Origin of the sequence: Kitasatospora sp. NPDC058243, from assembly GCF_042882025.1 — a bacterium.
Taxonomy (GTDB): Bacteria; Actinomycetota; Actinomycetes; order Streptomycetales; family Streptomycetaceae; genus Kitasatospora.
On record NZ_JBHVWW010000005.1, the window covers coordinates 1,491 to 25,686 of the forward strand.

A 24,196-nucleotide genomic window follows, 5' to 3' on the forward strand; every position below is an offset into this window, starting at 1 on the left:
GCAAGAGAGGTTGGGGAGAGGGGGAGAGGGAGAGGGCCCGAGAGGGAGGGGGGGGGCGGGGGGGGAGGGGGGGGGGGAGGGGGACAGGAACACCCCAGAACCCCCCGGCCCCCCCGACGCCGCCCGCGAGGGCGTCCAACGGGACGGGCCCGCCGGGCAGTCCGGCGGCGGCGCCGGAACCACCCCCGGCCCCGGCCCCGCCCGCGGCCCCGGAGTCACCACCGGCCCCTGATCGGGCGCCCGAACCTCCTCCCGAGCCTTCCCCTGAACCGCCACCGCCCCCTCGCCCCGCGCTCATTCGGCGCCCCGGGCCGCGGGAGCCGCAGGGCTCGCCACAGGGCTCGCCTCTGCGGCGGAATCGAGGGCCGCCGCGGCCGCGATCGCGTCGGCGAGCCGGTCGAGCACCGCAGCGACCTGCTCGTCGGTGATGGTGAGCGGCGGCAGCAGTCGCAGCACCGCGTCGTGGCGCCCGCCGAGTTCGACGATCAGCCCGCGCGCCAGGCAGGCCTCCCGGACCCGGCGGGCGAGCGCCGGGTCGGCCGGCCGGGCCCCGCAGGCGTCCGGTTCGGCGGCGGGGTCGACGAGTTCGACGCCGAGCATCAGGCCGCGCCCGCGCACGTCGCCGATCACCGGCAGTTCGGCGGCGAGCCCGCGCAGCCGGGCGGTCATCCGCTCGCCGACGACGGCGGCGCGCTCGGCCAGTCCGTGGGCGGCGACGTGGCGCAGGGTGGCGGCGCCGGCGGCCATGGCGAGGGTGTTGCCGCGGAAGGTTCCGGTGTGGGCGCCGGGGCGCCAGCCGTCGTAGTCCTCCCGGTAGACGACGACGGCGAGCGGCAGGCTGCCGCCGATGGCCTTGGAGAGCACCATGGCGTCCGGGACGATGCCGCTGTGTTCGACGGCCCACATCGCCCCGGTGCGCCCGACGCCGGTCTGCACCTCGTCGACGATCAGCGGGATGCCGCGTTCGGCGGTGATCCGGCGCATCTCGCGCAGCCAGCCGTCGGGCGCGGGGACGACGCCGCCCTCGCCCTGGACGGCTTCCAGGATCATCGCGGCGGGCGGGACGACCCCGCCCGAGGGGTCGTCGAGCAGCCGTTCGACGTAGGTTGCGGCGAGGTCGGCGCCGGCCTCGCCGCCGACGCCGAACGGGCAGCGGTAGCCGTACGGGTAGGGCAGCCGGACGACCTCGCCGCCGCTCGGCAGCGGTTCCTTGACGGCGACGTTGCCGGTGAGCGCCAGGGCTCCGGCGGTCATGCCGTGGTAGGCGCCGGTGAAGGCGAGCGCGCCGGACCGGCCGGTGGCGGTCTGCATCAGTTTGAGCGCGGCCTCGACGGCGTCGGTACCGGCGGGCCCGCAGAAGTGGATCCGGGCGCCGGCGGCGAAGTCGGCGGGCAGGCTCTCGAACAGGGCGCTGGTGAAGTCGTCCTTCTCGGCGGTGGCGAGGTCGAGCAGGTGCAGCGGGGCGCCGCTGTCGAGGGTGCGGCGGATCGCCTCCAGCACCACCGGGTGGTTGTGCCCGAGGGCGAGCGTCCCGGCGCCGGAGAGGCAGTCCAGGTAGCGCCGCCCGTCGGCGCCCTCGACGGTCATGCCGTGGGCCCGTACCGGGACGATCGGGAAGGACCGGGCGTACGTACGGGCGGCGGACTCGCGTACGCGCTGGCGGCGCAGGATGGCCTCGCCGGAGGCCGGGGCCTGGGCGGGAACGGCGGCGAGCGACAAGGCAAACCCCCAGAAGAAGTTAGGTAAGCCTAACTTTACCGCCCCTGACCTGGCGGGATACCCCAGGGGCCCCCAGAACCACCCGAGTGAGTGAACCGCCCCCGGTCCTGCCAACGAGCGACCGGCGAAAAGGTCACGGCCCTCACCCCCGCCGACCCGGAGCCGCCCCACCACCCTTCCACCGGTAGCAGAGCTCCGGCCGCCCCACGCTCCCGTACTGCGGCTCCCGCACCGCCCGCCCGGTGTCGACGAGGTGTTCGAGGTAGCGGCGCGCGGTGATCCGCGAGACCCCGGCGGCGGCGCCCGCGGCGGCGGCGGACAGGCCCGTCTCCGTCTCGCGCAGCACGGAGGCGACGGTGTCCAGGGTGGGCGCGCTCAGCCCCTTGGGGAGGCTGCTGCGCTCGGGCGTGCGGAGCAGGGCGAACGCCTGGTCGACCTCGTCCTGCCCGGTCGCCTCGCCGGTGCGCCCGAGGCTGTCGCGGTAGCGGGCGTAGCGCTCCAGGCGATCGTGCAGGGCGGCGGCGCTGAACGGTTTCAGCAGGTACTGGACCACGCCCGCCGACACGGCCTGCCGCACCATCGCCAGGTCGCGGGCCGAGGTCACCGCGATGACGTCGGTGGTGTGGCCGGCGGCGCGCAGCGAGCGGCAGAGCTGGAGGCCGTGGCCGTCCGGCAGGTAGAGGTCGAGCAGGGTCAGGTCGACGGGCCTCCCGGCAGCGCGGGCGCGGTCCAGGAAGCGCAGCGCGTCGGCGCAGCTGTGCACCGTCCCGGCGGCGTGGAAGCCGGGTTCGCGCTCGACGTAGAGGGTGTGCGCGGCGGCGGCCACGGGGTCGTCCTCGACGACCAGCACGGAGATCCCCGGAGCGGCGGTCGCCTCGGTCATCGCGACGCCCCTTCCCGCCGGCCCGGTTGCCCCGGTTGCCCTGCCTGGCCAAGTCGCTCCGGCCGCCCCGGTTGCCCCGGTTGCCGCTCACCGGGTCGTGCCGGCAGCCCGGCGAGCGGCAGCCGGACGGTGAGCACCGCACCCCGGTCACGCCCGACCGCGACGCTGCCGCCGTTGCGCCGGGCGGCCTGGGCCACCAGCGCCAGCCCGAGACCATGCCCGCGCCCGTCCTGCTTGGTGCTCCAGCCGCGCCGGAACACGTCCTCGACGGCGGCCGGGTCGATCCCCGCCCCGGTGTCGGCGACGCGCAGCAGCAGGCAACCGCCCCCACCCGGAGCCACATCGCCGCCCGCCACACCACCGCCCGCCGAACCGCCGTCGCCCGAACCACCATCGTCCGAACCGCCGCCGTCCGCACCGCCACCACCCGCGTCGATTCGCACGGTGACGGTGACCTCCGGCGCCACCGTGCTCTGCGCGGCTCCGGCGATGGCGGCGTCCACGGCGTTGTCGATCAGGTTGCCGAGGACGGCGATCAGGTCCCGCGAGGAGAGCCCGGGCGGCAGCAGCCCGTCGTCGATCCGACTGTCGTCGGTGAGGGTCAACTCCACTCCCCGCTCGGCCGCTTGGGCCGCCTTGCCGAGCAGCAACGCGGCCAGCACCGGTTCGCCGACCGCCGCGACCACCCGGTCGGTGAGCTGCTGGGCGAGCGCGAGCTCGGCGGTGGCGAACTCCACCGCCTGTTCGTGGCGGCCGAGTTCGATCAGGGAGACGACGGCGTGCAGCCGGTTGGCCGCCTCGTGCGCCTGCGCCCCGAGGGCCTCGGTGAAGCCCCGCACGGAGTCCAACTCTCCGCTGAGCGACTGGAGTTCGGTGTGGTCGCGCAGGGTGACGACCAGGCCGAGGCCGGTGCCGATGGTGGAGGTGTTGAGCACCACCACCCGCTCGGCGGTCAGGTGCACCTCGTCCCGGACCGGCTCGTCGCCGAGCACGGCCGCGACCAGCGCCCGCGGCAGCCCCAGCTCCACGATCAGACGACCCTCCAAGTTTCCTTCCAGTCCGAGCAGTTCGCGGGCTGCGTCGTTGCAGAGCACCACCCGGTGCGCGCGGTCCAGCAGGACCAGCCCCTCGCGCACCGAGCGCAGGGTCGCCTGGTGGTATTCGTAGAGGTGGCTGAGTTCGGCCGGCCCCATGCCGTGGGTGTGCCGCCGCAGCCGGGAGTTGGCGAGGTAGGTGCCCACGCCGCCGACCCCGAGCGCGGCCACCGCCACCCCGACCAGGGCGAGCAACGGGCCGCTCAACTGCGCGGAGATGGACTCCACCGTGAGGCCCGCGCTGACCAGCGCGATCACCTGGTGCCGGTCGTCCAGCACCGGCGTGACCACCCGCACGGACGGTCCGAGCGTGCCGGTGTAGGTCTCGCTGCGGGTCTCCCCCGCGAGTGCCCAGTCGATGTGCCCGAGGAAGCGCTTGCCGATCTGCTCGGGCAGCGGGTGGGTCCAGCGCACGCCCTCGGTGTCCATGACGGTGATGAAGGAGACGCCGGTGTCCACCCGCACCTGCTCGACGTACGGCTGGAGCACCGCGGTCGGGTCCGGCGCGGTGACGGCGGCCCGCACGGACGGCGAGTCGGCGACGGCGTGGGCGACGGCGGTGACCTGGCGGCGGGCCGCGTCCTCGGCCCGGTCGGCGGTGAAGAGGTACGCGAGCACCGCGCCGCCCGCCACCACGGCGGCGACGATGACCACCTGAACGACGAAGAGCTGCCCGGCCAAGCTGCGGACCAGCCCGCGGGGTGCCGGGAGCCGTCGGCGCGGGGGCGTGGGGGCGGTGCGCACGGACATGCCTGCCAGTGTGCACCACGCCCCCGGGGTCCCCCAGGGGCCCGCGACCGGTCGGCGGCCTGTCGACTGCCCGTCGACGAACGTCCCGCAGCCCAGTCGCACCCCCACGGCCCGGCTGCGCCCGGTCGCGCCCGGCCGTGAACTCTATGAACGCAAACGTGACCTCCGTCACGCCCAGGCCCGATAGTCAGAGCGGCCCACCACCCGGGGCCGCCAGGACCGCACGGCGAAGGAGCCGCAGATGTCGATCGTTGGAGCCGCACCGGCGGGGGGATCCAGACGCAGGGACCGGACCCACTACCTCTACCTCTCCGTCATCGCCGCCGTGGTCGCGGGCATCGTGGTCGGGCTGGCCGCCCCCGGCTTCGCCGTGGAGTTGAAGCCGGTCGGCACCGGCTTCGTCAACCTGATCAAGATGATGATCAGCCCGGTGATCTTCTGCACCATCGTGCTGGGCATCGGCTCGGTGACCAAGGCCGCCAAGGTCGGCAAGGTCGGCGGCCTCGCCCTCGGCTACTTCCTCGTCATGTCGACCGTCGCGCTGGCCATCGGTCTGGCCGTCGGCAACCTGCTGGAGCCCGGCGGCGGCCTGCACCTGACCGCCGCGCTCGCGAAGTCCGGCCACGCCCAGGCCGTCGCCGGCGGCGCCCAGTCGACGACCGACTTCCTGCTCGGGATGATCCCCACCACCACGTTCTCGGCCCTCACCGAGGGCAAGGTGCTGCAGACCCTGCTGGTCGCACTGCTCGCCGGCTTCGCCCTCCAGGCGATGGGCCCAGCCGGTGCCCCGGTGCTGCGCGGGATCGAACACGTGCAGCGGCTGGTCTTCCGGGTCATGTCGATGATCATGTGGGTCGCGCCGATCGGCGCCTTCGGGGCGATGGCCGCCGTCGTCGGAGCGACCGGCACGGCCGCGCTGAAGAGCCTCGCGGTCATCATGATCGGCTTCTACGCGACCTGCGTGCTGTTCGTCGTCGTCGTCCTGGGCGCGCTGCTGCGACTGGTCGCCGGGGTCAACGTGTTCGCGCTGCTGCGCTACCTGGGCCGCGAGTTCCTGCTGATCCTCTCCACCTCCTCCTCCGAGAGCGCGCTGCCCCGCCTGATCGCCAAGATGGAGCACCTCGGCGTGAGCCGCCCGGTCGTCGGCATCGCCGTGCCGACCGGCTACAGCTTCAACCTCGACGGCACCGCGATCTACCTCACCATGTCGTCGATCTTCATCTCCGAGGCGATGGACAAGCCGATGTCGATCGGCGAGCAGCTCTCGCTGCTGGTGTTCATGGTGATCGCGAGCAAGGGCGCGGCCGGGGTCACCGGCGCCGGGCTGGCCACCCTGGCCGGCGGACTGCAGTCGCACAAGCCCGCCCTGGTGGACGGGGTCGGCCTGATCGTCGGCATCGACCGCTTCATGTCCGAGGCCCGCGCGCTCACCAACTTCGCGGGCAACGCCGTCGCCACCGTCCTGATCGGGCACTGGACCGGCGAACTCGACGCGGACCGCGCCCAGCGGGTGCTGGCCGGCGAGGAGCCGTTCGACGAGCGGACCCTGGTCGACGCGCACGGCGGGCCGATCGCGGCCCCCGAGGCCGTCCCGGCGGCTCCGGAAGCCGACCCCGTCCGGAGCGGCACGGCCGCGGCCGCCTGAGCGGCCCCCTCATACCCCCCCGGTCCGGCGCCACCACCTCCCCCGGAAACGGCGCCGGACCGGGGGTTCCGCATGTCCGGCGGGCCTTCGCCACAGGCCCTCACCGGTTCTCACGGGTCCTCGCAGGTCCTCACCTCGCAGGTCCTCGCAGGTCCTGACGGAGTCTCGCAGGCCCTCTCAGGTCCTCACAGGTCCTCGGAGCCGCTCACCGCCCAGGCCAGGCCACAGGCCGGGTCCTCCAGCGCGACGTGCAGATGGCGCAGCCCGGCGGCCGGCTCGTGCCAGATGAAGCAGCGCATCCGGGCCACCAGCGCGTCGACCTCCGCCCGGTCCGGCCCGTCCGTACCCTCCGCGCCGGCCATCGCGACCAGCGCCCGCCAGAGCGCCAGCCGTCCGTGCGCCGAGCCCCGCCCTCGGTCCACGACGGCGGCCTGCACCAGCGCCGGGTAGACCAGCGCGAACGGCAGGTACCCGCCGGTGACCCGGGAACTACGGGCCAGTTGGGCGGCCGCCTGCGGCGCCGGGCCCCGGACGCAGACCACCTCCGCCCAGTCCGCCAGCGCGGCCAGCGCCCGGGTCGCCCGCTGCCCGCCCAGCCGTACACCCGGCGCGGGCAGCACCACCTCGCCCAGACCCTCCCGGCTGGCCGGCAGGGTCAGCAGCGCACTGCGCGCGCCCCCGCAGGGCAGGTACTGGCGCACCCGAGCCCCCTCGTCCCATCCGGCCGTCTCCCAGGGCGCCAGCAGCAGCGGCATGCCCTCCGGGTCGGGTTCGGCCCCGTACGAGAGGTCCTCGCCGAGCAGCACCCTGGTCTGCGCGACCAGTCGGCGCACCGGGGCCGGGACGAGCAGCGGAGCCAGCCGCAGCCAGGAATGCCGAGTCGCCAGCACCTCCCAGAGCGGACCGGCGTCATGGTCGGCGACCCCGGCGACCGTCCCCGGGCCGCCATCCCGGTCGAACAGCCGGACGGACAGCTCCGGCGGCGCCGAGTAGGCGATCAGGTGGCCGAGCGGCGCGGTCAGCGCCGCCGCGGGCTCCTCCCCGGCGCGCTCCACGGCTGCCGCCCGGCCCTGCCGGTAGGCGGTCAGCAGTTCGGGCCAGCGGCCGTCGTCAGCCAGGGCGCGGAGGCGGTGGTCCTCGTACGTGATCACGATTTTCAGCGTACGGGCCGGGGTGGCGCATCAGCTGACTTAGCGTCAGCTCGGTGCGTCGGGAGCCGCTTCGGGAGCCGCCCCAGGGCCTGCGCCGGGCCCCTCATCGGACCCCGCGCCGGGCGCCGCTGCGGGGGTGGGCCCCGGCCGATCGCCCCGCTCGCCCTCCCGCTCATGTTCCCGCTCCCGCGCGAGGACGGCGCGCAGCTTCCCGTGGGCGCGGCGACGGGTGACGGCCAGCGTGCTGCGATGCAGGCCCAGCAGCTCGGCGGCCTCGTCGACGGTGTAGCCGTCGAGATCCACCAGCACCACCACCCGGGCCTGCTTCGAGGTCAGGCAGCCCAGCAGCCGGAGCACCTCCCAGCGCGCCTGCAGCTCGACCATCCCGCCCGACGGCGACTCGACCGGCGGCTGGCCCCGCTCCCGCTCGGCCGTCTCGGACGGATCGGGCAGCACGACCCTCCGCCGCTCCCGGCGCCACTGGTCGCGCAGGATGTTCGCCATCGTGGTGAACACGTAGGCGTAGGGCTGCGGATGGCTCAGGAACCGCTCCGGCCTGCGGGCGATCCGCAGATACGCGTCATGCACCACGTCCCCGGCAGCGAGCCCGCCGGTGAGCGAAGCGGCCGCCCGGTGGAGCCTCGGCAGCATTTCCGTGAACACCCGGTTGAAATCGGCCGATTGACGATCGGCGGGCCTCGGACCGAAGTCCTTCCCGCCCCCGCTCCCGCGTCCGCCGCCACACCGACCGTCGCATTCCGCCATGCCGCTCTCCCCGGAAATCGGCACTCCGAAAGCCCAGTTGGGCAGGTCACGACCCATCGAAAAAGCCTGTGACACAGGTCACATCATAGGTCGTCGTCTCACTGTCCGCAGTCATTCGTGCGCAATACGTCATCAGCCGGACAGGAAGCCGGAATTCACTCGCCCCGTGGATCCGGACGGCCGGGGACGCACTGCCCGATCTGTACCGTTGAGCGAGGAGAAACCGCCATGCGAGGTCGCATCGCCAGGAAGATCGCCACGTTCGGGATGGCCGCCGCAGCCGCCCTCGGCGTGCTCGGCACCACCGCCCTGCCCGCCGCCGCCGCCGCGCCCACCGTCGCCGCCGCCGACCAGACCATCACCGCCGGCGCCATCGGGGCCTCGCCCGAGGTGGCCGCCGCCTCCTACCACTGCGTCATCACCGCAGACTACGGGTGGCGCTGGGAGGGCTACTGCAACGTCTACTCGGGCGAGCTGCGCACCATCACCTACTGCGCCAACGGCACGAGCACCACCGGCCTGTGGATCGGCGCCCGATCCCAGGCCTGGGACGTCTGGGGCAACTGCCCGGGCTCCAGCTGGACCAAGATCGTGTTCCAGAGCCGGGGCTGAGGCACCGGCAGGACCGATGAGGGGCGCCGTCCCGCCGGGGCGGCGCCCCCGCTGCATGTCCGTACCCCGGCGGGCGCCGGCCGGTCGCATGCCCGGAGAGGCGGCGAACAGATAACAACAAACAGATGACAGATAACAGATTTCATCTTCTGTTATCTGTCCGATGAAATCTGAATGCTGCAGGCTGTCAGCCGTTACCCGGCGAGCCCCGCGGCTCCCCTCGCCGTCACCCGGATCCGCATCGGGCTCGCCGCGCGGAGCGTGATGCCCTGGGCGAGCGCCACCCGCTCGTCCACCGCCTCCATCTCGAAGTCCCGCAGCAGCACGCCCAGGCTCAGCACCGATTCCAGCATCGCGAAGTGCTGCCCGATGCACGCCCGCGGACCGCCGCCGAACGGGTACCAGGCGTAGCGGTGCCGCTCCTTCTCCTGTTCGGGCAGGAAGCGGTCGGGTTCGAAGCGTTCCGGGTCCGGCCAGTGCGCCGGGTGCCGGTGGGTGACCAGCGGCGAGACGACGACCTGGGCACCCGCCGGGATCACGTACCCGTCGATGACCGTCTCGGCGACCGCCCTCCGCCCGACCAGAGCCGCCGCCGGGTAGAGCCGCATCGACTCCTTCAGCACCCGGGTGATGTACGGCAGCGACTCCAGGTCCGCCGCGGTCGGCTCCCGGCCGGCCAGCACGGTCTCCGCCTCCTGCTGGGCGAGCTTGCGCTGCTCGGGGTGCGTGGCCAGCAGGTGCAGCGCGAAGGCCAGCGAGGTGGCCGTGGTCTCGTGCCCGGCGAGCAGGAACACCAGCACCTGGTCCCGGAGTTCGGCCGGGTCGAGTTGCTCTCCGTCCTCGCCGCGGGCCCGTCCGAGCAGTGTGAGCAGGTCGTCCGCGTCCTCGTCCAGGTCGCCGCGCGCGGCCCGCTCGGCGATGATCCGGTCGCAGACCGCGTACAGGGCGCGTTGGGCCTCGGCGCCGCGCCGGTTCGAGGGGGTCGGCCAGGTGCGCGGGATGCGAATCGCCGCGAAGCCCCGGTCCCAGACGTACTCACCGAGCACCGGGAAGCTGCGGTCCACCACCGCCACCGCCTCCTCGACGTCCGCGCCGAACAGGATCCGGGCGACGGCGCGCAGCGCGAACCGGGACATCTCCTCCGCCGCGTCCACGACCCCGACCCTGACCCCGACCGGGATCGCGTTCCACCGCTCGGTGAGCGCCCGCGCCTCCTGGGCGACGGCGCCCGCGTAGCCGTCCACCCGGCGGCGGGTGAACAGCGGCTGGACCAGCCGGCGCTGGCGCTGGTAGTCGCCGTCCTGGCTGGTCAGCAGTCCGTTGCCGACGCTGCTTCGCAGCTCGTCGTAGAAGGCGTTCTCCTTGCGGAAGTTGGCGGCCTCGCTACCCAACACCTGCTGGACACCCTCCGGGGAGAACACCCCGTAGAACTCGACCCGCAGCCCGGGCGGCCCGACCCGGAACCGGACCACGTCCCCGTGGTCGCGGTGGGCGGCGAGGTAGGTGCGCAGCGGGCGGCGGGTGAGATCGAACAGCGACCCGACCAGGGGGTTTCCGGCCGGCCCGGGGATGAGGGCGGTGGCGGTGGTCATCGGCACTCCATTCTCCACAGGCGACCCATCAACGTAACTGACGAGTCATCAGTAACGGAAGGCGCGAAGGCGCGCGCGAAGAAGCGAAAGCGCGCGGGAGCGCACGGGAGGGCGCGACGGGGCGGGGCGGGGCGGGGATCACTCGCACTCGGTGCCGCCCTTGCGCGTCAGGTAGGCGTCACCGACCACCTTGGCGATCGCCCGTCCGCCGACCACCAGGCTCCAGCGCTCCGTCACCGGCCGGACCACCACGCCTTCGCGCAGGTGGAGTTCACGCCCCGAGACGGTCTCCTCGCCCTGGGCGAAGGCCAGCACCGTCTCCGGGTCGAACGGCCCGCGCCACAGTTCGGGCACCAACGGCAGTTCGCCGTCGAGCAGTTCGGCGACGGAGTACCACCTCAGCTGCCCGTCCACCAAGGCCGACACGTCGAACACGGCGTAGCCAGGCAGTTCGGCACGGCCGGAGGCGCCGTACGTCAGGTCCTGCACACCGGCCCCGAAGACCTCGCCGAAGACGCCGACCCGCTCGGCGCCGAGCCGCTCGGCGAGTCGGGCCGCCACGGCGGGGAGGTCGTACGCGCGCACGGCCCGCCAGTACAGGTTGCGCTCGTCCTCGACGAGTGAGAGCCCCTGCGCCCCGATGCCCTTGGACGACACCTGGACCTCGCCGGTGGCAGCGGTGTACGTCATCAGGCAGCAACTGCCGTGCAGCTTCTCGGTCAGCACCACGGGCTCGCCGGGCTCGAAGACGTCGGGGTAGCGCTTGAGGTTCTCGATGTCCACCCAGGGCAGCAGGTCTGGCGCGCTCAGCACGTCGCCGTTCATGGAGGTCGGCACCGGGGGCTGCCACTTGACGACTCCGAGCAGCTCGGCGAAGTCCTCGCCACGCCCGGCGGCGTCCGCCAGGTCGGTGCCGGCGAGCACGGTCGGCAGGCAGACGATGCCCTGGGACAGCTCACCGCGCAGCCGGACGGCCCTCACCCGGTCGGACCTGCTGCCGGCCAGCTTGCCCGTCAGGCCCAGCTCCTCGATCAACTCCGCCGGGAGGACCGACTGTTCGGGGATGTAGACGGCGTAGTCGCCGGTCCGGTACCTGCCCTTGGCGACCACCGCCCGGTAGAGGCCGACCTGCGCGAGCTCCAGTGCGTCGGCGTTCGAGTGCTCCAGGACGACCAGCTTCTCGACGGTGACGCGCAACGTGGACATGGACGGACCCCTCCTCCCCTCCTGGGCCGTTCGACCCGGGCGGTGTGTACGGGCTGCTGTGCGGACTGCTGTACGAATCGCCCCCACTCTGTCCGCCCGACCGCCCCCTGCGCGACGCAATTTCCCCGGCACCATGCTCACGTCGCCCCCCTCACACGGCCCCTCACACCGGCCGTCACGCCGACCCCCGCAGCACTCCCGCCCCGGCGCCGTCCGTGCACGTTTGAGCCTTCACACAGCCGGGCGGAGACCCCCGCCACACCCCGCCTGTGCGAAGCGACAGAGGACTTATCACTCGCATTTGCGGCACTATGATCACCGTAATGGCCGCACCTGCGGCCTCACCCCGCGCCCCTTCCGGCGCGAGCCCTGGAGGGGAAGCCCCGATGAGCACCCGTACGACCACCCGCAGACTCGCCGTCGCCGCCGCGGCGGCCCTCGTCCTCAGCCTCGGGGCCACCGCCTGCGGCAGCGACGGCGGTGGCAAGTCCGGCGGCTCCTCGCCCGCTTCGACGGCGGGTTCCTCGGCCTCGTCGGCGGCCGGTGGCGGCAGCGTCCCGAAGGCCACCGGCGACATCACCGTCTTCGCCGCCGCCTCGCTCAAGGAGACGTTCACCGACCTCGGCAAGAAGTTCGAGGCCGCGAACCCGGGCGCCAAGGTCAAGTTCAACTTCGGCGGCAGCTCCAGCCTCGCCACCAGCATCAACTCGGGCGCCCCGGCGGACGTGTTCGCCGCCGCCAGTCCGGCCACCATGAAGACCGTGACCGACGCGGGCGGCGCGAGCGGCGACCCGAAGACCTTCGTCAAGAACACGCTCACCATCGCCGTGCCCAAGGGCAACCCCAAGCACGTCGCGGGCCTGAACGACCTCACCGCCTCCGGCGTGAAGGTCGCGCTGTGCGCAAAGGAGGTGCCGTGCGGCGCCGCCGCCCTGACCGCGCTCAAGGCCGCCAACGTCAACCTCACCCCGGTCACCCTGGAGCAGGACGTCAAGGGCGCGCTGACCAAGGTCGAGCTCGGCGAGGTCGACGCCTCGCTCGTGTACAAGACCGACGTGAAGGCGGATGCCGGGAAGATCGACAGCGTGGACTTCCCCGAGGCCGACAAGGCCGTGAACGACTACCCGATCGCCGTCCTGGCCAAGGCCCCGAACAAGGACGGCGCCGCCGCCTTCGTCGCGTACATCCAGTCACCCGAGGCCAAGCAGGCGCTCACCGCGGCGGGCTTCCAGGCGCCGTGAGCGACCGCACCACCAAGCGCACCAGCGACACCGGGCGCACCACCGAACGCACCGCCGACACCGGGCCCGGCGTGGCAGGAACGGCGAAAGCCCTGCCACGCCGGCGCCGGCGCCGGCGCACCCACCGCGTCCCGGTCACGCTGCTGCTCCCGGCGCTGCTCGGACTGGCGTTCCTGATCCTGCCGCTGGTCGGCCTACTCGTCCGGGCTCCCTGGAGCGGCCTGTCCGAACAGCTCACCAGCGCCGCCGTCTGGGACGCCCTGCGCCTGTCGCTGATCTGCGCGACGGCGGCCACGGCGGTCTCGCTGGTCCTCGGCGTCCCGCTGGCCTGGCTGCTCGCCCGCACCGAACTGCCGGGCCGGCGGGTGATCCGGGCCCTGGTCACCCTGCCGCTGGTGCTGCCGCCGGTGGTCGGCGGCGTGGCACTGCTGCTGGTCCTCGGGCGGCGCGGCATCGTCGGTTCCTGGCTGGACTCGGCCTTCGGCATCACACTGCCGTTCACCACGACCGGGGTGGTCATCGCCGAGGCGTTCGTGGCGATGCCGTTCCTGGTGATCAGCGTGGAGGGCGCGCTGCGCGCCGCCGACCCCCGCTACGAGGAGGCGGCCGCGACCCTGGGCGCCTCCCGGCTGACGGCGTTCCGCCGGGTGACCCTGCCGCTGATCGCCCCGGGGATCGCCGCCGGGGCGGTCCTCGCCTGGGCCCGGGCGCTCGGCGAGTTCGGCGCCACGATCACCTTCGCGGGCAACTTCCCGGGCCGCACCCAGACCATGCCACTGGCCGTCTACCTCGCCATGGAATCGGACCCCGAGGCGGCGATCGCGCTGTCGCTGGTCCTGCTGGTGGTCTCCGTCGCGGTCCTGGTCGGCCTGCGCGACCGCTGGATGTCGACCCCGTGACGGCCCTGCGAGCCCCGGGCCGGAACCCGGCCACCGCTGCCCCGACCCCCTGGACGCCGCCCCGATGAGCACCTCCCCGACCGACCCCGCCGCCCCCGCCGCCCCTGCTGCCACGGCTGCGCCTGCACCCGCCCTCGACGCCCGGCTGCGGGTGGAGCGCGCCGCGTTCACCCTCGACCTCGCCCTCACCGCCGCCCCCGGCGAGGTGGTCGCGCTGCTCGGCCCGAACGGCGCCGGCAAGTCCACCGCCCTGCGCGCCCTCGCCGGGCTGCTCCCGCTCACCGGCGGCCACCTGCGCCTGGACGGACGTCTGTTGGAGGAGCCCGGGCAGCGCGTGCACACCCCCGCCGAGGAACGTCCCGTCGGCGTGGTGTTCCAGGACTACCTGCTCTTCCCGCACCTCAGCGCGCTCGACAACGTCGCCTTCGGCCCGCGCTGCCAGGGCCGCCCCAAGCGTGCCGCCCGGGCCGAGGCGGCCGCCTGGCTGGAGCGGATGGGCCTGGCCGACCACGCCTCCGTACGCCCCGGCAACCTCTCCGGCGGCCAGGCCCAGCGGGTGGCGCTGGCCCGGGCGCTGGCCGTCCGCCCCCGGCTGCTGCTGCTGGACGAGCCACTGGCCGCCCTGGACGCCCGCACCCGGCTCGACGTGCGCGCCCAACTGCGGCGCCATCTTGCCGAGTTCGAGGCCGTGGCGGTGCTGGTGACGCACGACCCGCTGGACGCGATGGTGCTCGCCGACCGGCTGGTGGTGATCGAGGGAGGGCACGAGGTGCAGTCCGGCAGCCCGGCGGAGGTCGCCCGGCGGCCGCGCACCGACTACATCGCGCGCCTGGTCGGACTGAACCTGTACCAGGGCGTGGCCGAGGGCCACCAGGTCACGCTCACGGCCGGCACGGTCCTGGCCACCACCGAGGAGCTGTCCGGCCCGGCCTTCGTCGCCTTCCCGCCGTCCGCCGTGACCCTGCACCGCGAACGGCCCCAGTCCAGCGCGCGCAACGTGTGGAAGGCCGAGGTCACCGGCCTGGACCTGCACGGCGACCAGGTGCGCGCCGACCTCGCGGGCGAACTGCCGATGGCCGCCGACCTCACCCCGGCCGCCGTCGCCGAGCTGGGGCTGGCGCCCGGATCCGAGGTCTGGGCCTCCGTCAAGGCCACCCAGACCCACGCCTACCCGGCCTGACCCCGACGGCACCGGGCCGCCCACGTCCCCGCCGAGCTCCTGCCCGCTGCGCTGCTCAGGCCCGGTACGCCACTCCTGCCCGCCGCGCTGTGCGCTACTCCGACGGCTCGACGAAGCCCGACTCGTACGCGGCGATCACCGCCTGGGTGCGGTCCCGCGCCCCGAGCTTCGCCAGCACACTGCTGACGTGGGTCTTCACCGTCTGCACGCCGAGGAACAGCAGCTCGGCGATCTCCCCGTTGCTGAGGCCGCGCGCGACCAGCCGCAGCACCTGCGCCTCGCGCTCGGTCAGCGCCGCCCGCTCCATGGTCGCGCGGGCGGCGGGATTGCCGTGGCCGGCCGCGAGGCGGCGGATCGCGGCCGGGAACAGCAGCGACCCACCCGCCGCCACCAGCCGTACCGCGTGCGCGATCTCGGCCGCCCGGGAGCGCTTCAGCAGGAAGCCGTCGGCGCCCGCGCGCAGCGCCTGGTAGACGTAGTCGTCGTTCTCGAAGGTGGTGACGACCAGGATCTTCGGCGGCTGCTCCCCCGGCGCGCCGGGGCGCAGGAGCTCGCGGGTCGCCTCCAGGCCGTCCAGCACCGGCATCCGGACGTCCATCAGGACGACGTGCGGGCGCAGCGTGCGGGCCAGCGCCACCGCGTCGGCGCCGTCGGCGGCCTCACCGACCACCCGCAGGTCCCCCTGCGCCTCCAGGACGGCCCGCATCCCGGCCCGGACCAGTTCCTCGTCGTCGGCGAGCAGGATGTCGATCATCCCGGCGGAGCCCCTCGCCGGTCCGTCGCCCACAGGATCGTTCGTCACGAGCCCAAGCGTAGGGGCAGCCGGACGGCGAGCACCCACTCCCCGCCCCCGTCGCCCGACACCCCGGCGGTGACCTCCCCGCCGATCAGCGTGGCGCGTTCCCGGATGCCGCGCAGCCCCTTGCCGCCCTTGCCGCCCTTGCCCGCCGCACCGCCCGCCAGGCGCGCCGGGGGTCCGCCGACCGCCGAGCGATTGGCGCAGCGCAGCTCCAACTGCCCTCCCTGAACGGCGATCCGGACACTGACCGGCTCGCCGGGCGCGTACTTGAGCGCGTTGGTGACACCCTCCTGGACGATCCGGTAGGACTCGCGGGAGAGCACCCCGGGCAGCGCCCCCGCCGACACCTCGATCCGCGCCTCGACCGGGCTCCCGGCCGACCGGGCGGTGTCGAACAGTGCGGGCAGCTGGTCGACGCCGGGCTGTTCGGTGGCCGTTCCGCTGCCGGCCGCGCCCTCCGGCGTCTCGCGGAGCAGGACGAGGGTGCGTTCGAGGTCCTCCATGGCCCGGCGGCCGGTCTCCTCGATGACTTCGAGCGCCTTGGCGGTGAACACCTGGTCCCCGACCTCCCGTGCGGCACCCGCCTGAAGGACCGTCACCGTCAGTGCGTGGCCGATGGAATCGTGCAGCTCGCGGGCCAACCTGTTGCGTTCCAGCAGCCGTTCGGCCCGCAGCTCCGCCTCCGCCAGCCGCTCCGCCGGTGAAGGACCCAGCAGCCTTACGGCCATGGCGAGTTGGAGACGACCGGCGGACACCACCAGCCAGCCGTAGCCGAGCACCAGCACCGGGGCGAGCGGGAGGTACCAGAACGAGTCCGGTCCGGTCAGCAGGTCGTAGCCGCTGGTGAGGCCGAAGGCCGTCGCGAACCCGACCACCGAGCCGAGCACGACCCGCCCGATCAGCCAGCCGGCGGTGCGCCGCCGGTCCGCCCAGGTGCGGGAGGACTCGGCGGCGATGTCCTCCTCGCGGTCGGGCAGCAGCAGCAACCGCGCCTGCACCCCCTCGGCGCGCCGCGTCGCGGGGACGAGGGCGACCAGGGCGAGCAGGGTGACGTCCACCGCGGCGCTCGCGACCACGATCTCGCCCAGGCCCTTGTGGTACGTCCCCGGATAGATCATCAGGACGACGCCCGCGAAGATCCACCCGACCAGCAGGTGCAGCAGGCGCGCGTACGTGGCGCCGGCCAGCAGCGGCGCGAGGATCCTGGGCATTCCACCATCCTGCCAGCTCAGCGGCCGGCCCTGGCTCCCCCGCGAGCCTGCCGCCGCGTCCCTCCCGGGAGGGAGACGGCTCCCGACCCCGGCGGGATCCGCCGGTACAGCCCGCTCCGGTCGAATGTGACCACCAGCCGGACGACCCGGCACCGGAGCACCGAGAGGGGAGCGCGGCCGTGATCGAGATCCAGGGCCTCACCAAGGAGTACGACGGCCGGCGCGTCGTCGACGACCTGTCCTTCGAGGTCCGGCCCGGCCTGGTGACGGGCTTCCTCGGCCCGAACGGCGCCGGCAAGAGCACCACCATGCGCCTGATCCTCGGCCTGGACCGCCCCACCGCCGGAAGCGCCCTGGTCGGCGGCCACCGGTACGCCGAACTCGCCCAGCCGCTGCGGCAGGTGGGCGCCCTGCTGGACGCCCATGCCCTGCACGGCGGCCGCACCGCCGCCGGCCACCTGCGCTGGCTCGCGGCGAGCAACGGCCTGGCGCCGCGCCGGGTGGACGAGGTGCTCGCCCAGGTCGGCCTGACCGACGCCGCCGGACGGCGGATCCGCGGCTTCTCCCTCGGCATGCGCCAGCGCCTCGGGGTGGCCGCCGCGCTGCTCGGCGACCCGCCGGTGCTACTGCTGGACGAACCGGTCAACGGTCTCGACCCGGAGGGCATCCGCTGGATCCGCACCCTGTTGCGCGAACTGGCCGCCGAGGGCAGGTCGGTGCTGGTGTCGTCCCACCTGATGACCGAAATGGCGCTCACCGCCGACCACTTGGTGGTCATCGGCCGCGGCCGGCTGCTCGCGGACGCCGCCACCGCCGAGTTCATCGACCAGCACGGCCGGACCAGGATCCGCGTCCGGGCCGTCAACTCGGCCAAACTCGCCGCCCTGTTCGGCGGCGACCTGCTCCAGCAGTCGGACGCCGCCGGCAACCTCACCGTGACCGAGGCCGACGACGGCGCCTGGGAGGTGACCGGCGCCGAACCCGAGCAGATCGCCGCGCTCGCCGCCGCACACGGCGTGGTGCTGTACGAGATCGCGGTCCAACAGGACTCGCTGGAGGAGGCGTTCATGCGGATGACCGCCGACAGCGTCGAGTACCGCGCCGAGGCCACCGCATGAGCCCCGGCTCGACCCTCCGGTACCACCTGTGCGCCTTCAACGCCGAGCGGATCAAGCTCACCACGCTCCACTCGCTCTGGATCACCCCGCTGCTCGCCTTCGCGCTCACCGTGGGCACCACCACGGCGATCGGTGCGGCCCTCGGCGGATCGGAGCACACCCTCACCGACGACCCCGGCGTGGGCGTCTTCTACGGGCTCAACTTCGGCCAGGCCGCGCTGGTCTGCTTCGCGGTCCTGCTGATCGGCCAGGAGTTCAACACCCGCATGATCGACGTCTCGCTGACCGCCGTCCCCCGGCGCGGACGGCTGTACGGCGCCAAGCTCACGCTCGGCGCACTGGTCGGCCTCGGCGTCGGCGCGGCAGGCACGGCGGGCGCCTTCGCCGGGTACGCGGCCACCGTCCCCGGCGACTGGGACGGCCCCGCCTTCGTCCGCAGCGCCACCGCCGGCGTGCTCTACCCGGTGCTGCTGGTGGTGTTCTGCCTCGGGGCGACCGCGCTGCTCGGCAACCTCACCGCCGCCATGGGACTGCTGGTACCGGTCGTCTTCCTGCTCTCGCCGCTGCTCGGCGGCGTGGCCGGGGTGCGGCAGGTGGCCCAGTTCCTGCCCGACCGGGCCGGCCAGTACGCACTGCACTACGCCGACGACCCGCAGGTCTCGTACGGGCACTGGACCGGACTGCTGATCATGGCCCTGTGGGCCGGCGCCGCGGCCTACGGCGGCCTGCTCGCCCTGCGGCGCGCCAAGTGACCGCGAACGAAGGGAAGATGACAATGAGCGCGGCCCACGCCCTGCGCGCCGAACGGATCAAGTTCACCACCCTGCCCTCCCAGTGGGCCGCCCCGCTGGTCGCCCTGCTCCTGACCGTCGGGGTCACCGCGGCCGTCAGCGCCGCCTCCGACCCCAAGACCGTGGCCCCCGGCACGGACCCGGCCAACGGGATCTACTACGGGCTGCTCTTCGGGCACGTGGCCGTGGCCTGCCTCGGGATCCTGCTGATCGGGCAGGAGTTCAACACCCGCATGATCAGCACCTCGTTCATCGCCGTGCCCCGGCGCGAGCGGCTGTACGGCGCCAAGCTCACGCTCGGCGCCGGGCTGGGCCTGCTGCTCGGGCTGGCGTCGACGGCGGGCTCGTTCCTGGCCGTCGACGCCACCGTCGGACTGGACTGGTCGACCCCCGGCCTGGCCCGCAGCTTCGTGGCCGGCGTGCTCTACCACCCGCTGCTGGTGCTGCTCTGCCTCGGACTGACCACGATGCTGGGCAACTTCAGCGCCGCGCTCGGCCTGCTCGGCCCGATGGTGTTCCTCGGCACCACCTGGCTGGCGGCCATCCCCGGCGTCCGCGAGGCCGGCCAGTTCCTGCCCGACCGGGCCGGCCTGTACGCGATGCACACCCGGACCGAGGCCGGCATCCACTACGGCCACTGGACCGGACTGCTGATCATGGCCCTCTGGACGGCTGCTGCCGCCTACGGAGGGCTGCGGGCGATCCGGCGGCACCAGGCTTCCGGCGAGTAGCGCCCGACGGCGGGCGGCGGGCCGGTAACCGATGACAAAAACAGATGACAGCGAACAGATGACAGATAACAGATTTCGAAATCTGTTATCTGTCATCTGTCACCCGAGCCAGCCGGGGCGGACCAGGCCGGATTCGTAGGCGAGGACGACCAGTTGGGCGCGGTCGCGGGCACCGAGCTTGACCATGGCGCGGCTGACATGCGTCTTGGCGGTCAGCGGGCTGACCACCAGGCGGCGGGCGATGTCCTCGTTGGAGAGCCCGAGCCCGACCAGGGCAAGCACCTCGCGTTCACGTTCGGTGAGCATCTCAAGGCCGACCGCCCGCGGCTCCTTCGAGCGGGCGGCGAACTCTCCGATCAGGCGCCGGGTGACGCCCGGCGAGAGCAACGCGTCGCCTGCGGCAGCGACCCGGACCGCCCGGAGCAGTTCGGCCGGCTCGGCGTCCTTCACGAGGAACCCTGCCGCGCCGGACCGCAACGCCTCGAAGACGTACTCGTCGAGCTCGAAGGTGGTCAGTACGACCACCCGCACCCCGCCGAGCTCCGGGTCGGCCCCGATCCGCCGGGTGGCCTCCAGACCGTCGAGGCGGGGCATCCGGATGTCCATCAGCACCACGTCGGGACGCAGCTCGACGGCGAGGCACAGGGCCTGCTCGCCGTCGCCGGCCTCGCCGACCACCTCGACGTCGGGCTGGGCGTCGAGCAACGCCCGGAACCCGGCCCGGACCAGCATCTGGTCATCCACCAGCAGCACCCTGATCACCAGTCACCTCTCGTCAAGCGGGCCCGGACTCGGAAGCCCGCGTCGCACGGGCCCGCCTCCAGGGTGCCCCCGAAGGTGGCGACCCGCTCCCGCATCCCGATCAGTCCGGCTCCCGCTCCGCCCGCGTCGCCGCCGCCCACCGGGCCCGGGTCGTCGATCTGCACGGTGAGGCCGTCGGCCGTCCGGGAGAGCAGCACGGTGGCCGTCCGGGCCGCGGAGTGGCGGATCACATTGGTCAGGGCTTCCTGGACGATCCGGAAGGCGGCCCGCTGGACGGCGGTCGGCGCCTCCCCGGGGATGCCCTCGGAACGGACGCTGACGGTCAGGCCTGCCCGGCCGGCCTGGTCGACCAGTTCGTCCAACCGGTCCAGGCCGGGGGCGGGAGTGCGCGGCGCGGTGGCCCCCGGTCCGCGCAGCGTGCCGAGGACCTGCCGGACCTCGCCCAGGGCCTCCTTGCTGGCGGCCTTGATCGTCGCCAGGGCGCTTCTGGCCTGTTCCGGGCGGGTGTCGATGAGTTCGAGCGCCACCCCGGCCTGGACGTGGATCAACGAGATGCTGTGCGCCAGGATGTCGTGCAGCTCGCGGGCCATCCGCAGCCGCTCCTCGTCGACGCGGCGCCGCTGTGCCTCCTCCGCGGCGGCTCCGGCGGCGGCGAACTGCTCGCGGCGGACCCGGGCCAGTTCCGCACCGGTCGCGATGAGCAGCAGCACCGCCGCGACGCCCAACTCCTGCCAGGCGTTGGCCTGCCAGCTCTTGGCCCGCAGCCAGTCGTACGGAATCGCGTAGCTCATCAGCAGCTGACCGACGTAGAAGGCGCCGCCGCAGGCCCAGGCCGCCCGCCGCTGCCCGCACTGGACCGCGACGAAGAACGCCACACCAAGGCTGACGAAGACCGGGCCGTACGGGTACCCGGCGAACAGGTAGCCGATGGTGACCGCTGTGGTGCCGACCATGACCGCTGCCGGGTGGCGGCGGCGCAGCAGCAGCGCGGCGGGGCCGAGCAGGAGCAGCGCGTAGCCGAGGGCGTCGAGCTGGACGCGGTCGGGCTGCCGCTGTCCTGCACCGACCGTGCCCGCCACTTGGAAGCAGGCGACGGCCAGCGACGAGAGCACGGGCAGGCCCGCCCGGCCGGATCGGTTCCACGGCGGCTTCCACAGCGGGCGTAACTCGTTCATGCCGGAAGGCTAGTTCGACGCGCCACACCCGGGCATCAGCTCGCGGGTGCGGGTGCAGCTACTCCCACCGTAGTACCCGACCGGCCCGTGGAGGGGGTGCCGCCGTCCCGACGCCACAGCGTCAGGCTCACCGCGACGAACCAGAGGAAGCCGACGTAACGTCCGGCCGGGATCAGCAGCGTGGCCGGCTCGGCGACCAGCGAGAGCAGGGACAACATGCTCGCGGCGGACAGGGCCAGTCCGGACCAGGCCACCCAGGCGGGCAGCGCCCGGCTCACCAGCGCGGTGCGCGACACCTGCCACAGGACCACGCCGAGCGTGCCGATCGCGGGCGCAGCGCCGGTGATGAAGGCGAGGTCCATGAGGGCACGGGACACCGACAGGTCCGCGGCGGTGCCCAACAGCGACAGGACCCAACCCACGCTCGCGGACAGCACCAGCAGGACCCCGGACGCACTGCCCGCCGCCCGGACCACACCCGCCCGCACCGGGGTGCCGTGGCGGCCCACGAACTCTGTGAGCCAGGGGACGAACGCCAGCAGCGCCAGCGCCGAGAGCAGTTGGAACAGGGCTCCCACCTGAAGCGAGCGGTGCAGCGCCGCCGGATCGGCGAGCAGGTACTTGCGCACCACGTCGTCGCTGGAGTACGGGGTGGCGAACGGCCCGGAGGGCGCGGTGATGCCGCTGATGACGAGGCCGGCCACGAAGAGGAGCACGTACAGGATGCCGCTGAGCGCTCCCGCGGACGACCGACGGGGCGAGGTGAAGGACGACAAGGTCGACAGCCTCCAGGCAAGGGACGGCGCCGGTTGGAAGGCCCACGTCCGGCGCGGTTCAGTTCACCGCACCGGCCGCGCCGGGGCGTCCTCCGGAGGAAGGCTTCGGCCGTACGCCCGCGCAGGTACCGGATCACCGGCCGCCCTCACCCAGGCCTGGCGCTTCAGCCGTGGGTCGCACCAAGGGCTCGGCCGCCGGGAGAGCACCGTCCTTGTTCTGTGTCAGCAACTGGTCTGAGCCCGGCACTTCGGCCTCCGCCCAGCGTCGTACTACCAAAACGCAACGCTACGACAGCGGGAGTATCCCGACGGCCGCCGCTCGGGCGACGACGGCATACAGGCACGGCAACGAGGATTTCTGGGGTCGGCACGGGCGGCGCCACGCCGCCCGCCAGCCGACTGACTGACCGTCAACCGAGAATCCACGGAGCCCCACTGATGACCACGCCACTGCCCACCTATCCCGATCTCGCAGGTAAGGCCGCCCTCGTCACCGGAGGATCCCGGGGCATCGGAGCCGAGACGGCAAAAGCCCTGTCCGCCAACGGTGTCAAGGCAGCCGTCGTCGGCCGCGACCGGAGTGCCGTCGACCTGACGGTCGGCGAGATCCGCGCGGCAGGCGGAACGGCGGTCGCGATGACTGCCGACTGCACCGATCCCGCCGACCTCGTACGGCTGCGTGCACAGGCAGAGCAGTCCGTCGGTCCGATCGAAGTGCTCTGCGCGTTCGTCGGCGGAGGCGGCGACCCGGTGCCGATCGAGCAGATGAGCCTGGAGCACTGGCACTCGGTGGTCGACCTGAACCTGACCACCACCTTCCTGGCCGTGCAGACCTTCCTGCCCGGCATGATCGAGCGCGGCGGCGGCTCGATCATCACCATGGCGTCCACCGCCGGGCGGCTTCCCGGCGGTGCCGCCGCCTCCTACGCGGCGGCCAAGGCAGGCGTGCTGATGTTCACCCGCCAGGTCGCGCAGGAGGTGGGCCGGCACGGCGTGCGGGTCAACTGCCTCGCCCCATCCCTCATCATGACGGAGAGCCAGCAGGAGCGCATACCCGCCGAAAAGCTCCCGCTGATCGTCAGGCAGTTCCCGCTGGGCCGCGCAGGAGTGCCCGCCGATGTCGCTCACGCCGCGCTCTTCCTCGCGTCCGAGTCGTCGTCCTGGCTGACCGGCCAGACGATCGACGTGGCCGGCGGGCGCATCATGCTCTGACGCCGGTGGCCGGCCGCAGCCACAGGCCGGCGACCACGGCGCTCGCCACGAGAGCCTGACGCAGGCCCCCTCCCCCGTCGTCTCCCGAAGGACCCCGTATGACCACCCCCGCCGCGTCCTCCGTGGCAACGCCCCATCCGGGCACCCGGCAGCCCAAGAACTTCCGCCTCTCACCGACTGCCCGCAAGAGCGCGGTGGTCGTGCATATCATCAGCTCGATCAGCTGGCTGGGCCTGATGCTCTGCCTGCTCACACTCGGCGCGACAGGGCTGCTGACGGACAGCGCGGAGACCCTGCGCAGCGCCTACCGGACGATGCCGCTCCTCGGCGACGCGCTGGTCCTCCCGCTGAGCCTGCTCTCCCTGCTGACCGGCCTGCTCCTCGCACTCGGAACCCCCTGGCGCCTGTTCAGGTACCGCTGGGTTGCCGTCAAGTTCTGGCTCACCCTGGCCGCCACCGCCGCCTCGATCTTCGAACTCACCGCCCGGCTGCACGAAGCGGCCCACCTGGTGGACCAGCACCCCACCGGCACCATCGCGGACATGCACCTCGGATTCACCCGCTACAACCTGGTGATCATCCCGATCGTCGCGCTGTCGGTGTACGTCGCCAACGTCGTGCTCTCCGTCGCCAAACCGTCGGGACGCCGCCATGCCCGGTCACGGCCCAGTGGCGGGTGAGCCAAGCCAGGGCCGAGCTCGCTGGATGCCGCGGTAGAAAGCCATGCCGCGCGAACGTGTCGCCCCAAGCGAACAGCTGGCAGATTTCGAAATCTGTCAGCTGTTCGCTGTTATCCGTCTGCCGTCAAACGCCAGACGCCAGACGCCAGCTGTCGGCTCCCGGACGTCAGACCTCAGACCTCAGCAGTCCCCCGCCCCCGCAAT

At 73.3% G+C, this 24,196-nt stretch carries 22 protein-coding genes; 10 read left to right on the forward strand and 12 right to left on the reverse strand.

Annotation, left to right across the window (positions count from 1 at the left end; translation table 11 throughout):
• Positions 1-294 precede the first annotated feature (294 nt).
• From ACFVX9_RS05335 to ACFVX9_RS05345, 3 genes are all read right to left on the reverse strand, one after another.
• Positions 295-1,719, reverse strand: coding sequence for a diaminobutyrate--2-oxoglutarate transaminase (locus ACFVX9_RS05335; RefSeq protein ID WP_387980463.1), 1,425 nt, complete (start codon positions 1,717-1,719; stop codon positions 295-297).
• Positions 1,720-1,861: 142 nt separating this feature from the next.
• Positions 1,862-2,602, reverse strand: a complete 741-nt coding sequence (locus ACFVX9_RS05340) for a response regulator (protein WP_387980465.1) — start codon at positions 2,600-2,602, stop codon at positions 1,862-1,864.
• Positions 2,599-4,446, reverse strand: coding sequence for an ATP-binding protein (locus ACFVX9_RS05345; protein ID WP_387980467.1), 1,848 nt, complete (start codon positions 4,444-4,446; stop codon positions 2,599-2,601). Before ACFVX9_RS05345 ends, ACFVX9_RS05340 begins: the two co-directional genes overlap by 4 nt.
• A gap of 241 nt (positions 4,447-4,687) precedes the next feature.
• On the opposite strand from ACFVX9_RS05345, the gene ACFVX9_RS05350 reads away from it, so the two are divergent.
• On the forward strand, positions 4,688-6,091 hold the full coding sequence (locus ACFVX9_RS05350) for a cation:dicarboxylate symporter family transporter (RefSeq protein ID WP_387980469.1): 1,404 nt from the start codon (positions 4,688-4,690) through the stop codon (positions 6,089-6,091).
• 185 nt (positions 6,092-6,276) lie between these two features.
• Here ACFVX9_RS05350 and ACFVX9_RS05355 read toward each other — a convergent pair whose 3' ends face one another.
• The gene (locus ACFVX9_RS05355; protein WP_063349937.1) at positions 6,277-7,242 is read right to left on the reverse strand and encodes a hypothetical protein; all 966 of its coding nucleotides are present in this window, start codon (positions 7,240-7,242) and stop codon (positions 6,277-6,279) included.
• A gap of 45 nt (positions 7,243-7,287) precedes the next feature.
• Complete coding sequence (locus ACFVX9_RS05360) at positions 7,288-8,064, reverse strand: RNA polymerase sigma factor (protein ID WP_380478510.1); 777 nt, start codon at positions 8,062-8,064, stop codon at positions 7,288-7,290.
• A gap of 171 nt (positions 8,065-8,235) precedes the next feature.
• On the opposite strand from ACFVX9_RS05360, the gene ACFVX9_RS05365 reads away from it, so the two are divergent.
• The gene (locus ACFVX9_RS05365) at positions 8,236-8,619 is read left to right on the forward strand and encodes a hypothetical protein (RefSeq protein ID WP_387980472.1); all 384 of its coding nucleotides are present in this window, start codon (positions 8,236-8,238) and stop codon (positions 8,617-8,619) included.
• A gap of 194 nt (positions 8,620-8,813) precedes the next feature.
• Here ACFVX9_RS05365 and ACFVX9_RS05370 read toward each other — a convergent pair whose 3' ends face one another.
• A complete protein-coding gene (locus ACFVX9_RS05370; protein ID WP_387980474.1) occupies positions 8,814-10,211 on the reverse strand; it encodes a cytochrome P450 in 1,398 nt (465 codons plus the stop codon).
• Between the two features lie 138 nt (positions 10,212-10,349).
• Positions 10,350-11,417 (reverse strand): RNA ligase (ATP), encoded by a 1,068-nt coding sequence (locus ACFVX9_RS05375; RefSeq protein ID WP_387980476.1) that lies wholly within the window; start codon positions 11,415-11,417, stop codon positions 10,350-10,352.
• Positions 11,418-11,803: 386 nt separating this feature from the next.
• On the opposite strand from ACFVX9_RS05375, the gene modA reads away from it, so the two are divergent.
• From modA to ACFVX9_RS05390, 3 genes are all read left to right on the forward strand, one after another.
• Positions 11,804-12,658, forward strand: coding sequence for a molybdate ABC transporter substrate-binding protein (gene modA, locus ACFVX9_RS05380; protein ID WP_387980478.1), 855 nt, complete (start codon positions 11,804-11,806; stop codon positions 12,656-12,658).
• Between the two features lie 71 nt (positions 12,659-12,729).
• On the forward strand, positions 12,730-13,557 hold the full coding sequence (locus ACFVX9_RS05385) for an ABC transporter permease (RefSeq protein WP_380373189.1): 828 nt from the start codon (positions 12,730-12,732) through the stop codon (positions 13,555-13,557).
• A gap of 64 nt (positions 13,558-13,621) precedes the next feature.
• Positions 13,622-14,737, forward strand: a complete 1,116-nt coding sequence (locus ACFVX9_RS05390) for an ABC transporter ATP-binding protein (RefSeq protein ID WP_387980480.1) — start codon at positions 13,622-13,624, stop codon at positions 14,735-14,737.
• A 94-nt stretch (positions 14,738-14,831) separates the two neighbouring features.
• Here the strand turns inward: ACFVX9_RS05390 and ACFVX9_RS05395 are convergent, their stop codons facing one another.
• Entirely contained in the window at positions 14,832-15,491 is a 660-nt protein-coding gene (locus tag ACFVX9_RS05395) for a response regulator (RefSeq protein WP_380373187.1), read from the reverse strand.
• 44 nt (positions 15,492-15,535) lie between these two features.
• The gene (locus ACFVX9_RS05400; RefSeq protein WP_387980482.1) at positions 15,536-16,747 is read right to left on the reverse strand and encodes a sensor histidine kinase; all 1,212 of its coding nucleotides are present in this window, start codon (positions 16,745-16,747) and stop codon (positions 15,536-15,538) included.
• 179 nt (positions 16,748-16,926) lie between these two features.
• On the opposite strand from ACFVX9_RS05400, the gene ACFVX9_RS05405 reads away from it, so the two are divergent.
• The 3 genes from ACFVX9_RS05405 to ACFVX9_RS05415 are packed head-to-tail and all read left to right on the forward strand — an operon-like array spanning position 16,927 to position 19,387.
• Positions 16,927-17,865 carry an ABC transporter ATP-binding protein gene (locus tag ACFVX9_RS05405; RefSeq protein ID WP_387980484.1) on the forward strand — a complete coding sequence of 313 codons (939 nt, stop codon included), beginning with the start codon at positions 16,927-16,929 and terminating at the stop codon, positions 17,863-17,865.
• A complete protein-coding gene (locus ACFVX9_RS05410) occupies positions 17,862-18,617 on the forward strand; it encodes a hypothetical protein (RefSeq protein ID WP_387980486.1) in 756 nt (251 codons plus the stop codon). Before ACFVX9_RS05405 ends, ACFVX9_RS05410 begins: the two co-directional genes overlap by 4 nt.
• Positions 18,618-18,640: 23 nt before the next feature.
• On the forward strand, positions 18,641-19,387 hold the full coding sequence (locus ACFVX9_RS05415; RefSeq protein ID WP_387980488.1) for a hypothetical protein: 747 nt from the start codon (positions 18,641-18,643) through the stop codon (positions 19,385-19,387).
• A 99-nt stretch (positions 19,388-19,486) separates the two neighbouring features.
• Here ACFVX9_RS05415 and ACFVX9_RS05420 read toward each other — a convergent pair whose 3' ends face one another.
• From ACFVX9_RS05420 to ACFVX9_RS05430, 3 genes are read right to left on the reverse strand one after another with little or no spacing between them, the layout of a single operon-like run.
• Positions 19,487-20,149: a response regulator transcription factor gene (locus ACFVX9_RS05420; protein WP_363366990.1), complete on the reverse strand. Its 663-nt coding sequence runs from the start codon at positions 20,147-20,149 to the stop codon at positions 19,487-19,489.
• On the reverse strand, positions 20,146-21,324 hold the full coding sequence (locus ACFVX9_RS05425; protein WP_387980490.1) for a sensor histidine kinase: 1,179 nt from the start codon (positions 21,322-21,324) through the stop codon (positions 20,146-20,148). The genes ACFVX9_RS05420 and ACFVX9_RS05425 overlap by 4 nt, the downstream gene beginning before the upstream one ends.
• Before the next feature lie 35 nt (positions 21,325-21,359).
• Entirely contained in the window at positions 21,360-22,100 is a 741-nt protein-coding gene (locus ACFVX9_RS05430) for a hypothetical protein (RefSeq protein ID WP_387980492.1), read from the reverse strand.
• Positions 22,101-22,538: 438 nt separating this feature from the next.
• Here ACFVX9_RS05430 and ACFVX9_RS05435 point away from each other — a divergent pair, with 438 nt between their 5' ends.
• Both ACFVX9_RS05435 and ACFVX9_RS05440 read left to right on the forward strand, forming a co-directional pair.
• Positions 22,539-23,312, forward strand: coding sequence for an SDR family NAD(P)-dependent oxidoreductase (locus ACFVX9_RS05435; protein WP_387980494.1), 774 nt, complete (start codon positions 22,539-22,541; stop codon positions 23,310-23,312).
• A 98-nt stretch (positions 23,313-23,410) separates the two neighbouring features.
• Positions 23,411-23,992, forward strand: coding sequence for a DUF2269 domain-containing protein (locus ACFVX9_RS05440; RefSeq protein WP_387980496.1), 582 nt, complete (start codon positions 23,411-23,413; stop codon positions 23,990-23,992).
• Positions 23,993-24,196: the final 204 nt, after the last annotated feature.

Bases quoted from the DNA above. Each gene is read 5' to 3' on its own strand.
- ACFVX9_RS05400 (WP_387980482.1), bottom strand. From the start codon at position 16,747: ATGCCCAGGATCCTCGCGCCGCTGCTGGCCGGCGCCACGTACGCGCGC.
- ACFVX9_RS05395 (WP_380373187.1), bottom strand. From the start codon at position 15,491: ATGATCGACATCCTGCTCGCCGACGACGAGGAACTGGTCCGGGCCGGG.
- ACFVX9_RS05345 (WP_387980467.1), bottom strand. From the start codon at position 4,446: ATGTCCGTGCGCACCGCCCCCACGCCCCCGCGCCGACGGCTCCCGGCA.
- ACFVX9_RS05370 (WP_387980474.1), bottom strand. From the start codon at position 10,211: ATGACCACCGCCACCGCCCTCATCCCCGGGCCGGCCGGAAACCCCCTG.
- ACFVX9_RS05350 (WP_387980469.1), top strand. From the start codon at position 4,688: ATGTCGATCGTTGGAGCCGCACCGGCGGGGGGATCCAGACGCAGGGAC.
- ACFVX9_RS05390 (WP_387980480.1), top strand. From the start codon at position 13,622: ATGAGCACCTCCCCGACCGACCCCGCCGCCCCCGCCGCCCCTGCTGCC.
- ACFVX9_RS05425 (WP_387980490.1), bottom strand. From the start codon at position 21,324: ATGAACGAGTTACGCCCGCTGTGGAAGCCGCCGTGGAACCGATCCGGC.
- ACFVX9_RS05360 (WP_380478510.1), bottom strand. From the start codon at position 8,064: ATGGGTCGTGACCTGCCCAACTGGGCTTTCGGAGTGCCGATTTCCGGG.
- modA (WP_387980478.1), top strand. From the start codon at position 11,804: ATGAGCACCCGTACGACCACCCGCAGACTCGCCGTCGCCGCCGCGGCG.
- ACFVX9_RS05435 (WP_387980494.1), top strand. From the start codon at position 22,539: ATGACCACGCCACTGCCCACCTATCCCGATCTCGCAGGTAAGGCCGCC.
- ACFVX9_RS05440 (WP_387980496.1), top strand. From the start codon at position 23,411: ATGACCACCCCCGCCGCGTCCTCCGTGGCAACGCCCCATCCGGGCACC.
- ACFVX9_RS05365 (WP_387980472.1), top strand. From the start codon at position 8,236: ATGCGAGGTCGCATCGCCAGGAAGATCGCCACGTTCGGGATGGCCGCC.
- ACFVX9_RS05340 (WP_387980465.1), bottom strand. From the start codon at position 2,602: ATGACCGAGGCGACCGCCGCTCCGGGGATCTCCGTGCTGGTCGTCGAG.
- ACFVX9_RS05415 (WP_387980488.1), top strand. From the start codon at position 18,641: ATGAGCGCGGCCCACGCCCTGCGCGCCGAACGGATCAAGTTCACCACC.
- ACFVX9_RS05375 (WP_387980476.1), bottom strand. From the start codon at position 11,417: ATGTCCACGTTGCGCGTCACCGTCGAGAAGCTGGTCGTCCTGGAGCAC.
- ACFVX9_RS05410 (WP_387980486.1), top strand. From the start codon at position 17,862: ATGAGCCCCGGCTCGACCCTCCGGTACCACCTGTGCGCCTTCAACGCC.